General features: G+C 60.6%; 11 protein-coding genes. 2 read left to right on the top strand and 9 right to left on the bottom strand.

Annotated features, from left to right (window positions below; all coding sequences use genetic code 11):
- Both BM438_RS29970 and BM438_RS29965 read right to left on the bottom strand, forming a co-directional pair.
- Positions 1–599: YjbH domain-containing protein (locus BM438_RS29970; RefSeq protein ID WP_143131776.1), on the bottom strand; the 599-nt coding region annotated here is incomplete at its 3' end.
- Positions 600–622: 23 nt separating this feature from the next.
- Positions 623–2,038, bottom strand: coding sequence for an undecaprenyl-phosphate glucose phosphotransferase (locus BM438_RS29965; RefSeq protein WP_208620722.1), 1,416 nt, complete (start codon positions 2,036–2,038; stop codon positions 623–625).
- 920 nt (positions 2,039–2,958) lie between these two features.
- On the opposite strand from BM438_RS29965, the gene BM438_RS29960 reads away from it, so the two are divergent.
- Together BM438_RS29960 and BM438_RS29950 are read left to right on the top strand one after the other, a co-directional pair.
- Positions 2,959–3,114: a DUF3309 family protein gene (locus tag BM438_RS29960; RefSeq protein WP_093642071.1), complete on the top strand. Its 156-nt coding sequence runs from the start codon at positions 2,959–2,961 to the stop codon at positions 3,112–3,114.
- Between the two features lie 616 nt (positions 3,115–3,730).
- Entirely contained in the window at positions 3,731–4,102 is a 372-nt protein-coding gene (locus tag BM438_RS29950; protein ID WP_093642065.1) for a hypothetical protein, read from the top strand.
- Between the two features lie 397 nt (positions 4,103–4,499).
- Here BM438_RS29950 and BM438_RS29945 read toward each other — a convergent pair whose 3' ends face one another.
- From BM438_RS29945 to BM438_RS29915, 7 genes are all read right to left on the bottom strand, one after another.
- Positions 4,500–5,600, bottom strand: coding sequence for a porin (locus tag BM438_RS29945; protein WP_093642062.1), 1,101 nt, complete (start codon positions 5,598–5,600; stop codon positions 4,500–4,502).
- Positions 5,601–5,808: 208 nt separating this feature from the next.
- Entirely contained in the window at positions 5,809–7,737 is a 1,929-nt protein-coding gene (locus tag BM438_RS29940; protein ID WP_093642059.1) for a CocE/NonD family hydrolase, read from the bottom strand.
- Positions 7,734–9,371 (bottom strand): ABC transporter substrate-binding protein, encoded by a 1,638-nt coding sequence (locus BM438_RS29935; protein ID WP_093642056.1) that lies wholly within the window; start codon positions 9,369–9,371, stop codon positions 7,734–7,736. The genes BM438_RS29940 and BM438_RS29935 overlap by 4 nt, the downstream gene beginning before the upstream one ends.
- A complete protein-coding gene (locus tag BM438_RS29930) occupies positions 9,368–10,396 on the bottom strand; it encodes an ABC transporter ATP-binding protein (protein ID WP_093642053.1) in 1,029 nt (342 codons plus the stop codon). The genes BM438_RS29935 and BM438_RS29930 overlap by 4 nt, the downstream gene beginning before the upstream one ends.
- A complete protein-coding gene (locus BM438_RS29925; protein WP_093642050.1) occupies positions 10,393–11,370 on the bottom strand; it encodes an ABC transporter ATP-binding protein in 978 nt (325 codons plus the stop codon). The genes BM438_RS29930 and BM438_RS29925 overlap by 4 nt, the downstream gene beginning before the upstream one ends.
- An 8-nt stretch (positions 11,371–11,378) precedes the next feature.
- On the bottom strand, positions 11,379–12,290 hold the full coding sequence (locus BM438_RS29920; protein WP_093642047.1) for an ABC transporter permease: 912 nt from the start codon (positions 12,288–12,290) through the stop codon (positions 11,379–11,381).
- Complete coding sequence (locus BM438_RS29915) at positions 12,287–13,258, bottom strand: ABC transporter permease (protein ID WP_093642044.1); 972 nt, start codon at positions 13,256–13,258, stop codon at positions 12,287–12,289. The genes BM438_RS29920 and BM438_RS29915 overlap by 4 nt, the downstream gene beginning before the upstream one ends.
- Positions 13,259–13,392 lie beyond the last annotated feature (134 nt).

Here is a 13,392-nt window from a genome sequence, read left to right as displayed (position 1 = left end):
GAATCGTCTTCTGCAAGCAGCGACAAACCCGTGTTCCACAGCGAGACCTGCGCGCCACCGAACAAACCATCGAGGCGATCGCCCTGGCCGTAACCGGCGGTCAACGTCACCGGTCCAAATGCTTGCGACACCACGCCGTATTTCGAACGGAAGAAGTGCGTCTGGCCGCCAATGTCGCTAATGCCGAATGCGATGCTCGGTTGATACTTGAAGAACTTCGGTACTTCGAGCTTGACGTCGCCCATCAGGTGACGAAACAGGAAGTGGTCGGCGTTGCTGAATGGCGCGTGGACATCAGCCGGATAATTGGCGAGTCCACCCGACAACTCCACATAAGGCAGCAATCCCACCGCGCCCCAATACATTTGCGCGTCCGTCGCTTTCTTGCCGTAGCGCGGATCGATGTAGTTGTTGTACTGGGCCTCCACCGTCCCCTCGGGCAGTGCAAACGCATACGGAATCACCAAACCACCCGCCTCACCGAGCGCATTGAGCGCTGGGTCGGCAGCGTGCGCCGAAGCGGAAAACGCTAAGGCTGCAGCAAGCGTCAGCGCGTTCGGCGCCGATCGGGGTTGTTGTCCGCGTAATTTCATGGCCATGTATTTTTTATTGTGTGCAGGTGTCAGTACGCGTTGCTATGAACCAGACCCTTCGCTATCGTCGCCGCGACAATCCTCATGTCGAGCCCGAACGACCAATTGCGCAGGTAATACAGATCGTGTTCGACGCGTCCTTGCATCTTCTCGATCTGGTCTGTCTCTCCTCTGAATCCGTTGATCTGCGCCCAACCTGTGATCCCCGGCTTTATCCGGTACCGATGGATGTAGCCGTTCACCACTTTCTGATAAAGCTCGTCATGTTCAATCGCGTGAGGCCGCGGCCCCACTACCGACATATCGCCACGCAGTACATTGAAGAACTGCGGCAACTCATCCAGGCTAGTACGCCTGAGAAACGCACCCACTCGCGTAATACGCGGATCCCCTCGCGTGGCCTGTTTCACCACACCTGTTTCCACAGCGTGAGGACGCATCGAACGAAACTTGTAGATCTTGAAGATGCGTCCATCCGCACCCTTGCGTTTCTGCGTGAAGAACACCGGTCCACGCGAAGACAGCTTGACGGCGAACGCAATCGCAATCAGAAGAGGGGCAAGCGCAGCCAGCGCGCAAGCGGCGAACGCACGATCGAAAACCTCTTTCTTCACCAAAGCGCGAGCCGGCACCGGCGATGCAACCAGGTTGATCGCAGGCATACCGATCAAATCGATCATGCCGCTATCGAACAGCGCAACGCTGCGCATATCAGGTACAAAGCGCACGTTCACGAGGTCGTCGCGAAACTCAGCCACAAAGCGCGACAGCGTGCGTTCTTCAGAGAGCGGCAACGCGAGCCACAACTCCTGCACATCGTGAGATCTCACGTAGGCGGCGAACTTGACGATGTCGTCGTACACCGGCACGCCTGAACCTATCGTTCCCGTCACAGGCCGCACATCAAAGGCCGCCACTGCACGAAATCCACTGGTCGTTGAACCTTCGATATTGCGCACGACCTGGTGGCAATGCGACCCACATCCCACCACCGCAACCCGGCGGAGATTCATTCCTGCGTGGCGCACTCGTGCGAGCACGGCGTGCACAGCCAGACGCGACGCAATCAGCGCGCCGCCCGTTATTGCCATCCAATAGGCAAACCAGAGACGCGAGATGAAATCCGTGCGATGCAGTGAGAACATCAGCGCGAGACCGCAGCCTTGAACCACGAACCACGCCAGCGACACCTGACCGGCCATGCGCAGCATTGCCCGCCCACGCCATGAGCCGTACACACCGAATGCAGGGAATAGAACCAGCGTAAAAGCGGCTGCAAACGCAACGAAGGCGGTATCGATACGGCTTTGCGTGAGATCTTCAAATCGCACTTGCGAAGCGACCACCGCCCCGAGAACGACGAGCATCACATCGAGCAAACGTGCGATCAGGCTTTGCAACCCTGGTATTGTTCTTCTTTGCTGCGCAAAATTCGCCGTATCCATTCTTATCCCCCGCGCTGGTCTCTCGCGCCAAACGTTCTTGTCGAGCTGCTCAACTTGTGTTCGCTTCAACAGCTCATGTCTCTCGTACTTCCACCACCACGCTCTTCGCGACAACAACACCGCCCCGGCACGCGAAGAAGCGCGCAATACAACACAACCTGGATTTCATCCATCCAGCGCGAAGCAAAACGACTGGACGTTCCTGGAACAACGATGGGGGATTGACTACAAACCGCTCGCACCCGCACAACCTGGGCACTCAGGCGAAACGCCGCCACGACGAATCCGAACAAAAGATCACACCGCTTGTGCGTTGAGGAGACTGACCTGATACCCCCGACCAGGCCAGTCGTTGATTCGAACTTCACCAACATGTACTGCTTGTCTTGTCTATCTTGTGCACCGCGCAACCTATAAAGCAGCAAGCATGCCAATCGTTAGATTTCTTTCACAATTGGTCGGCACGTGTCGGGCAAACCCTTGTTAGATATAAGTTTTTATCCGACGCGGTCTCTCAGGAAGCCCTCGAAAAAAGACGCGAAATCGTGTGCGGTAACGCGCCCGTTACGTAACACCGCCCGTAACGGTCTCGATCGATCGGGGGACGTCCGTGGGACATCACGAGGCGCGGTAAATATCTGAAGAAAGGAGAGTGGAGAGAAGTTTTTGTGCAGCGCAAGCAGCGCTATAGATATGAACCGAATCGCTTCGACGATTGATTCATCAGATCAGCACGCGTCAATACGGACGCGAGTAAGCAACGATCGTTTCAAACAATTCGCGGCAGAACTTCTGCTTTGGGCACATGGCTTGCTGGACCCCAAGACATCGATACGGCCTTTTCGCAAGCTCGCCTAAACCGCGTGCTCCATGGCTGTCCTGACAGGCGGGTCCTGTGAACCTAAGCGGAGGTTATTAATATGTTGGGAACTATTCTTCTGATTGTGCTGATCCTTATCCTCATCGGTGCGTTTCCGACGTGGCCGCATAGCCGTTCATGGGGTTACGCGCCGACCGGTGGCATTGGCATCGTGTTGATCGTCGTGATCGTGCTGCTCGTCGCCGGCGTGATATAGCCGAATTGAGGTAATCAGATCACCAGCTCAAACCAGTCCAGCCGCCGGATATCGATGCAGCAAACTGCATGGATATCCGGCGGCATTCTTATGTCGATTGTTGATACACGTTCGCGTTGTCACGCTAGCTTTACCGATAACGCTCAGACGTTAGCGCATTCATCTTTTGAATCGAACAGTTTGGAGTGCTGGGCATCCGGCCGGACGACGACGGCATCCGAATAGCAGGTCGGGCACGCCGGATGCTGAGTCACCATCGTATTCAAACGTTGATACGAAAGGAGATCACATCATGCCTTACCTTCTTGGCTGGCTTCTTGGCGTCCCGTTGATCGTACTGGTTATCCTGTACCTCATTTTCCACTAACCCCATGCAGCAGACGCTGTTCACCTGAAGGTCATTCCGCGCGGCCCTGCCTACCCCGGCGGCCGCGCGCCCCAAGATCCTCGAACCCTCGGTATCCCCTCCTTCCGTCAGCGCAAAGTCACGCGTCGGCGCATCTGCCTTTTCACTTGCGCTGTACAAAAACTGTGCGTAAAACTAGGCCTATTAGCCCGCGCAAAATGCCATATCTGCACACGTACGCACAAACTGCGTACGAGCAAGGAGGGACCGATGGCACACGACGAATACACGCTGTCACACCAGGACGTGGTGAAGGCGGTGATCATTCATCAGAACATTCATGAGGGCTTCTGGACGCTGAACATCAATTTCAACGTCGCCGCCACGCATGGTCCGCTCGTGCCGGACCCCTGTCTCGCCGTCACGATCAAGGGCATCGGCATCATGCGAGCCTCGCCTACCGATCCACTTGCGGTCGACGCCGCCCTCATCAATCCGCCGATGCCTGAACCCGTTGTGAGCGCCGTACATATAGCGACCGCCGTCAATGGCGCGCATGAAGGCGGCATGCAATTCTGTCGCGACGTGTATCGCAATGTCGCCGTACAAAGCGCGACCAAAGCGCCGACCAAGACAAGGTGAAGCGCAGGAGAAGTTGTTGATTCGCCAGCGTTGCCCGACGCCGCAGCAGCATGCGAAGATCGTTCAAGGAACCCGTACGGACGTTGGTGCCGACAAGCATTCGGTTAAGAAAATGCACCATGCCCGGCGAGCGCGTCTTCCAGCGCGGGTAACACCGGAATACGCCTGCGATGCTGTCTTCCTGTGAAGGCAGCGAGACACCAGATGGCAGCTTGTGGCCACGCAAGACCGCAGACCCGAGGCCGGCGGCCCGGACGGTTGTCCCGGGCATGAATGCACCCTGAAAATATACCCGGACGCCGGCTGGATATGCTTCCTAAAGCGATGCCCCCACCCGCCGACCGCAGGACATCCTTCCGCTAAACTTGAATTCTCATGAACAAAATTCCGAGAATGATCAGAACTTGTGACGGATACCCGTGACGGCAATAAATTGCGTGTGGCTACTCGACGGCCCGGATGCCCCCTCGATCTGCGCCGCTGCGTTCGTGGCGCGCTGATACAGCAAATCGATGTAGACGTCAGTCGATTTGGAGAGGAAGTATTGAAGCCCTGCGGTCGTCTGCCAGTAGTGCCACGAGTCCACCTTCCCGTTCGTCGAAACATTGGTATAGGTCTCGCCGAGCGCCGCATGCACGGTGGGTGTGATGCGGTAGCGCAAGCTCGCTTCAGCGTTCTGATAGGTCTGGTACTGGCTCGCGGGTGTCAACTCGAAACGCGTGTTCGTGTACATCAACCCGACACTTGCATTGCCGATGTCGTACAGTCCGCCCGCGCCGTAAATGCGCTGCTTGCTGATGCCCTTGAGAAACGTGAAGTAGTTATCGGATGGAATCGCGCCGGTTGTGTCGGTGGCCGGATGATCCAGCATCACGTAGGCCGCACCCAGATGCCATGGACCATTCGCGTAGGTCGCGCCAACGCTGTATGAACGGTTCGTAGCGAAATTGCCCGCATTGCCCGACAGCGCATACATCGTGTTGATCTGCAGACCGTAGAAAGTCGGCGTCACGTATTTGATCGAGTTGTCAGTGCGAAACGTGTTGTTGATATCGTCGACATCGAATGGATGCGTGCCGTACTGAACGGTATCGGTGGCGACTTGCAGCGGCTCCAGCGAATCCTGCGAAGCGTTGTACTGACGGCCGAATGTCAACGTGCCGTAGCGATCGCTCGACAAACCGACCCATGCCTGGCGTCCGAAGATACGACCGTTCGCGCTGGCCGTGCCATTCATCACATTGAAGCCGTTCTCGAGGCGGAATACTGCGTGATTGCCGCCGCCGAGGTCTTCGCTGCCGAGCAGACCCCAGCGCGAGCCCTGTTCGTTGCCAGACGTCGCCTGATAATTCGACTTGCCGCCCTGATTGCTGGTGTAGGTGAAACCAGCGTCGACGATGCCGTACAGCGTGACGCTCGACTGTGCGTGTGCCGCGCCAGCCGATAGGCCGATGCCGCCGATGGCGAGCAGCGTCGCTGGAAGTGTCTGTTTGCGCATGGTGCTTTTTCCTCTTGGAGTGGGACTTGCTGTTGAAAATCGGCGTGCAACGAACGGAAAGCTGTCGTGCTGTTTCGGGTCGCGTCGGGGCGTTCGCAAAAAATTCGGGCAAAAAGGGGCCCCGGACGTCGCGCTGAACGCGACGCCTCAATGACCGGCAATGGAGTGATGCGGAAGTGCCGCTAGCTTCTTCTAGCTAGCGTTGCAGTTATCCGCCGGGATTCGGCGGCATTGCTTCGAGCGAAGCCGCCGGGACAAGCGGCAGCACGACATGGGACGCCTGACCGGCGCCGAAATGCACATGGTTCACCGCGACGCGTGGCGTGCGCGCCAGCGCGGGCGCCTCGCCGCTATTCGGATTGACATCGAAGTGCGGGAAGTTGCTGCTTGAAACATCGAGACGGATGCGATGGCCGCGTCTGAACAGATTCGCCGTGGCGAACGGTTCGATTTCGATCGCGTAGACGCGTCCCTTTTCGAGCATGTGCGGCTCGGTCCACGATTCGTGAAAGCGGCAACGAAAAATGCCGTCAGTCAGGTTCATCGCGTAGCCATGCGGATAATCTGCATTGGGCGGATAGACGTCGATCAGCTTCGCGGTGAAATCGGTATCGGGCGCGTCGGACGAAATCCAGAGCTTCACGACAATAGGTCCGACCACGGCGACGTCCTCTTCGAGCGCCTCCGTCTGGAACACGAGAACGTCGGAGCGAGCCGAGAGCGGCATGCCCGCGTACCGCGTGCCGAAGAAGCACGGGTCTTCGCGCTGGTCGAACGCGCCGCCCTCGAAAACCGGCGCGCCCGAGGTCAGCGCGCCGCCGATCGTCGGCACCGGATTCGACGGATCGAACGCATACGCGGTTGCAGCGGGCTCCCTATGCAATGCGTCGTCCGAGACTGAAAGCGAGCCGTTCGCGCTCAGGTAAAACGGCGTGAAGCGCGTACCGGGCAGCGGCCATTGCGATGAACTAACCCAGCGTCCGCCGTGCTCCATGCGGCCCTGTTGGTTACGCGCCCCGCTACCGCCGCCCATCACGAAGATGCGCGCGACGGCATCGGCGGATTCATGCGACACCTCTTGCGGTTTCAGCCAGCGGTCGAACCAGTCGGCGCGGAACGCCAGCCAGTCTTTCGCAATCTGGCCTTCGATCACCGCGTCCGGTCCGAATTCAACGTCGCCGCTATATGACAGGTTGCGGTCGCCATGCAGCCACGGACCCATGATCAGATACGCAGGAGCACCCGGCGTGCCGGAGAGCGCGGCGAAGTTATCCAGCGTGCTGCGCACGTACGCGTCGTACCAGCTCGACATCAGCACCGTGGGCACACGCGTCATGGTGTCGTAGTAGCCCTCGGCATAGATGCCGGGCTGTTTCCAGTAGTCGTCGAATACGTCACGCGTCCATTGCTCGAACAGATAGCTCTCGTATTCCGGCACTGTCGCGAGCGGCGAATGACCGGGCCGCCACGGCATCCGTGCAAACCATTGGCGCAGATCGCTCGCGTCCAGCGCCGCCGCGACGAGCGGATTCTCAGCGGCCGTGGCACTGTTTTTCGCGCGGTTGAACGCCCACGTTGCCTGCTTAAGTTCGAAGGCGCCACCCTGGCGGATGCCGCAGCGATACCCGTTAGCGAAGCCACCCGAGTCGAGCACCATGCACGCGAGCCCCGGCGGATTCAGGCAGGCTGCCGCAAGCTGCGTGTGGGCCGCGTACGACAGTCCCATCGTGCCGACCTTGCCGTTTGACCACGGCTGTTGCGTGATCCATTCGATCGTGTCGAAGCCGTCCGGCCCTTCGGCGACGTATTTTGTGAACGTGCCCTCGGAGTTGTAGCGCCCGCGGCAGTCCTGCAGCACGACCGCGTAGCCGCGCGCGGCGAAATAGCGGGCCACGTCGGCGCGATTCGCAGGCGGCTCGCCGTGATGGATTTCCGAGCGCGAGATATCGGATTTGCCATACGGTGTGCGTTCGAGAATCGCAGGCAGCGGCGCGTCTATGCCGGCGCGGTAACCAGCGGGGAAGTAGACATCGGTAGCGAGGCGTACGCCATCACGCATTGGCACCATCGCGTCACAAAGCGGGTTGAACGTCGAATCGGCGGCAAGCGCTCCGCTACGGGAAAAAGCATCAGTCATGGTTGAGTCTCGATGAAGAGCAGCGAGGTGCGTTCAGATTTGTTCGGATGGAAGATCACGCCCTTGCGTGTCGCCCAATAGTCCACCGGGAAATAGAGCGGCACGATGCCGTAGTCGCCGAATCCCGCACGCGCCGCCTGTTGAAGCAACTCGTTGCGGCGCGCCGGATCGAAGCTTGCCGCGGCTTCGCGCAACAGCCGGTCGAGCGTCGGGTTCGAGTAGCGCGTGCGGTTGAAGGCGCCCGTGCCGCTCTCGCGTGAATAGCTTTCGAGCACGTTGGTCAGCGCAATTGCGGAATCGCTCGTCGTATTGCCGAAACTGAAGATGAATGCGCTGTAGCTGCGCCGTGCGGCCGCGCCTGCATACACGTTGTAGGGCTGCGTGACGACGTCGTTCACGGCAATGCCGCCGCGCGCCAGCATCTGGCCGAGCGCCTGACCGAGATCGCCGTCGCTGGCGAAGCGGTCGTTCGACGAATGGATCGTCAGCCGGAAACCGTCTGGATACCCAGCGGCAGTAAGCAGGCGTCGCGCGCCGACGGGGTCGTACCGGTCCGGTTGAAGCTGTGGGTCATAACCGCCCATGCCCGGCGGCACGATTTGCGCAGCCGGTAGTCCGGCACCGTTGAGCAGATACTGGGTAATCGCATCGCGGTCGATCATCTTCGAGATGGCTTCGCGCACGCGCACGTCGCGCAGCGGATTGCGCGCGATCGTCGAGCCGTCGGCAGCCGCGACAAATGGCGAAGCGTCGCGCGACGAATCGAGCGCGAGATAGATGAGCCGTGCGGACGGACCGGAAAACAGCGTCACGTTAGGTTCGCGGCGCAGGCGGCCGATCGTGACAGGCGGTACGTTGTCGATCAGATCAACTGAGCCGGAGAGCAACGCCGACAGCCGTGCGGCATCGTTTGACACGAAGCGGATGGTGCACGTGTCGAAAATAGGCCGCTTGCCCCAGTAATGCTCGTTGCGCACGAGCTCAAGACGGTCGCCCGGAATCCAGCGCGCAAGACGATACGGACCGGTGCCGACCGCGACGGCGGGCAGACGGTAGTCGTTGCTCGCGTGCCCCGCCGTCGCCTGCTGCGAGACGATATAAACGAGCCCGATCTGTTCGACGAAGGCGGGTGACGGCGTCTTCGTCACAATGCGGAGCGTGAGCGGGTCGACGACCTCGATGCGCTCGATGTTCGCAACCGCGCCCGAATATGGCGCGGGGCTGTTCGGCACGGACCGCGCGCGGCGCAACGAATACGCGACGTCGGCGGCGGTCATCGGCGAGTTGTCCGAGAAGCGCACGTTCGGGCGCAAACGGAATTCCCATGTCAGCGGATCGACTGCACGCCACGACACCGCAAGACCTGGCCGGACCTGCAGATTGTCGTCCTGTTCGATCAGCCGCTCGAACATGTTTTCGGCGGTCTGCATATTGTTCTGCGTCCGCGAGAACAGCGGATCGAGTGATTGCGGCTCGGAGGCGAGCGCCATCGTCAGCGAGCGCGCCTGCGCGCTGGTGGTCACGCCGGCAAAGCTCAACCCGCACGCGAGCGCGAGTGCCGCCGTGCGTTTGAGGGCGCGTTTGAGGCCGCGTTTGAGGCCACGTCGGCGCATGGATGAAATCACCGCCGTCATTGCACCTCCACCAGATGACACGCGACTTGATGAGCGAGGCCGCTTGGATGCAACAGGGGGCGCTCGGTGCGGCAACGTTGCGTTGCGTGGGGACAGCGCGGATGGAAATGACAGCCGTCAGGGGGCGCGAGCGGCGACGGAATTTCGCCTTGAATCGATTCGAACTGCCGTTTGCGGTTCGACAGGCGCGGCACCTGCGCAAGGAGCGCAATCGTGTAAGGATGCTGCGGATTGGCAAACAACTCGACGGTCGGCGCGGTTTCGACAATACGGCCCAGATACATGATGGCGACGCGATCGCTGATGTGTTCGACCACGCCGAGATCGTGACTGATGAACAGATAGGTGAGACCGAGATCGCGGCGCAGTTGCATGAAGAGATTGATGATCTGCGCCTGGATCGATACGTCGAGCGCCGCAATCGATTCGTCGCAGATCAGGAAATCCGGCTTGACCGCCAGCGCGCGTCCAATGCCGACGCGCTGACGCTGGCCGCCGGAAAACTGATGTGGAAAGCGTGTGCGGAAATCAGGGTTCAGGCCAACGCGCTCCATCACGTCGACGACATAGGCATCCAGTTGTTTGCGCTCCACGATTCCGTGCACGAGCGGTGCCTCGCCAATGATGTCGCGCACCCGTTTGCGAGGATTCAGCGACGACAGCGGGTCCTGGAAGATCATCTGGGTGGCAAGCCGGTGGCGCGGCGTGCGCTGTGCACCGTGTTCACTGCCCGGCGATGGCTCAGCGGTCTTCTCGATGGTGCGGATCGAGCCGCTCGACGGCGCCACGATCCCGGCCAGCATCCGGCCGAGCGTCGACTTCCCACAGCCGGACTCGCCGACAAGGCCGACCACTTCGCCGCGATGAACGGTCAGGCTGACATCGTCCACTGCATGCACGATCTGTTCTTCTGCGCGCGCGCCGAGCCAGCCGGCGATCCGCTCGGCGTAGTTCAGGCGGCGAACGAAGCGGCGCGACACGTGATCGACTTCGACCAGCGGCGCCATGACATGGGGTGCGTTCATGCTGGCGCTCCGGAACGTGGGTGGAAGCAACGGTACAGATGCGTACCGTCACCAGTGACGGGGGGTTCGGCACTCCGGCACAACGAGGTGGCGTACGCGCAGCGTGGTGCGAACGCGCAGCCCACCGGCAGCTTGAGTGCGCTCGGCGCGATACCCGGAATCTGTTTGAGCGGTTCGCCGCGTCGGGCCTTTTCGGGCACGGAGTCGATCAGCCCGATCGTGTAGGGGTGGCGCGGTCGTTCGAGAATCTCGTCGACACTGCCTGTTTCAACGACCCGGCCGGCGTACATCACGCAAATGCGGTCCGCCAGCCCCGCCACCACCGCGAGATCGTGACTGACCCACACCATCGACGTATTCGAGCGGGCGCACAGCTTCTGCATTTCCGCGAGAATCTGCGCCTGGATCGTGACGTCGAGCGCGGTGGTCGGTTCGTCGGCGATGATCAGTTCCGGGTCATGCAGCAGCGCGATCGCAATCGCCACACGCTGCCGCATGCCGCCAGATAACTGGTGCGGATAGGCACGCAAGCGTTCGTCCGGCGACGGAATGCCGACCGACGCGAGGGCGTCGCGCGCCCGTTGCCGCGCCGCGTGCTTCGATACGCGCGCATGAGCCTGGACCGCCTCGATCATCTGTGTGTCGATACGCAGTACCGGGTTCAGCGTCATCATCGGATCCTGAAAGATCATCGCGATGCGGTTGCCACGCAGCCGGCGCAGCGCTTCAGGCGTGAGCATCGTCAGGTCTTCGCCTTTGAACAGCACGCGCCCGCCGACGATGCGTCCCGGCGTGTCGATCAAGCCGAGCACGGAGAAGCCCGTAATCGATTTGCCTGACCCGGATTCACCGACGAGGCCAACGATCTCGCCAGGCGCCACGTCGAAGCTCGCGTCGTCGACTGCCTTCGCGACGCCCGCACCGGTAAAGAAATGCGTGCGCAGATTCTGCACGGACAAGGTAGGGGTGGACATGCGGAATCCTATTTCTGCAGACGCGGGTTCAATGCTTCGCGCAGACTGTCGCCGACTATATTCATGCTGAACACGAGCACGAGCAGCAACAGGCCGGGAAAAACACTGATCCAGTAAAAGCCCGCGATCAATTGCTGATAGCCGTTCGCGATCAGCAGACCCAGCGAGGGCTGCGTGACCGGCAGGCCGATACCGAGAAAGCTCAAAGTTGCTTCGGCTGAAATGGCGGCGGCAATCTGTACGAGGGCAATCACGATGACGGGCGGAAGGCAGTTCGGCAGCAACTGGCTGAACAACGCGCGCCGGTGGCTCAAGCCGAGGCACAGCGCGGCCTCCATATACTCCTTACGGCGTTCAACGGCGGCGACTGCTCGCACGGTGCGGGCAAAATAGGCCCACTGCACGACTACCAGCGCGAGGATCACCTTGTCGACGCCCTGGCCGAGAATCGCGAGCATCATCAGCGCGACGAGAATCGTCGGAAAGCCGAGCATCAAATCGACGGCGCGCATGATGAGCGTATCGACGTAACGGCCGAAGTACGCGGCGACGAGGCCGAGCGTCGTGCCGAGCGTCATCGCGAAGACGCCGCTCAGCAGGCCCACACCAAGACTGATGCGCAGCCCGTACATCATCGCGGCGAACATGTCGCGCCCGAGCGCATCGCTGCCGAGCAGGTACAGATGACCGTTCACACCACGCGCGCCGGGTGGAAGGCGGCCATCGACGATATTGAGCGCGGCGAGATCATAGGGATTCTGCGGCGCGATCCACGGCGCAAGCAGCGCGATTACAACGAGCGCCAGACATACACAGGTCGCGGCGGCAACGGCCGGCTTGCCAAACAGGCTGCGCAGCACAATGCCCAACGTCGTATTGCGATCAACCTGCCACGCAGAAAAGCTTGCGCTGCTTCTCATGCCGCCTCCAGCCGCACGCGCGGATCGAGCAGCGAATAGATGATGTCGACGGCGAGGTTGAGTAGCGTGAACATCGCGACCACGATCAGCAGATAGGCAACGATCACCGGACGGTCGAGCTTCGTGATGCTGTCAATGATCAGCTTGCCGACGCCTGGCCACGCGAAGATCGTCTCCGTCACGGTGGCGAATGCGATCAACGAGCCGAATTCCATACCGACAACCGTGACGATGGGAATCAGGATGTTCTTCAGGACATGCACGAAGATCACGCGCCGCTCGCGCAGGCCTTTGGCTCTGGCGAATTTCACGTAGTCGAGCGGCAGCGTTTCGCGCACGCCAGCGCGCGTGAGGCGCGTGACGAGCGACATCTTGAAGAGCGACAGATTGAGCGCGGGCAGCAGCAGATGCCGCAGGCCGTCCCACGTCGCGAGGCTGGTGTGGATGCCGAACAGCATGCCGGGTTGGCCACGGCCGGCCGACGGCAGCCAGCCCAGCGTGACCGAAAAGATCAGCACGAGCATGATGCCTTGCCAGAAGTTCGGCAGGCTAAAGCCGAGGATCGAGCCCGTCATCACCGTGCGGTCGAGCACCGATCCCGCCTTCAGCCCAGCGATCAGGCCGAGCGGCAGACCGACTATCAGCGCAAGCACCAGCGCCACGAGCGCGAGTTCCAGCGTTGCCGGCAGGCGTTCAAGAATCAGCTGGATCGATGGCTGGTTGAACACGAAGGAGCGCCCGAGATCGCCGTGCAGTGCTCGTCCGATGAAATGCAGATACTGTTGCCAGAGCGGCTGGTCGAGTCCGAGCGATTGCACGGCCTGGGCGATTTCGGCCGGGGTCGCGTCCGCCGGGACGAGAATCGCGATCGGGTCGCCGATGGCGAACACGCCGCAGAAGACGAGCACGGACGTGAGCAGCAACACGCCGATGCTCTGGATGAGCCGCCGGATGATGAAGGCGATCATTGCGTGTGAAACCTCAAATGATGAAAATGCGGGGGGTCCGGTGGCGCAAACGGCACCGGGCTCATGCAACGCCCCGATCATTCGACGGCAAAAAACTGTCCGCAACCTTATGTCGAATCAACATAACCCTATGC

It is taken from the genome of Paraburkholderia aspalathi (assembly GCF_900116445.1).
Lineage (GTDB): Bacteria > Pseudomonadota > Gammaproteobacteria > Burkholderiales > Burkholderiaceae > Paraburkholderia > Paraburkholderia aspalathi.
This window is presented reverse-complemented; position numbering and strand designations above follow the sequence as displayed.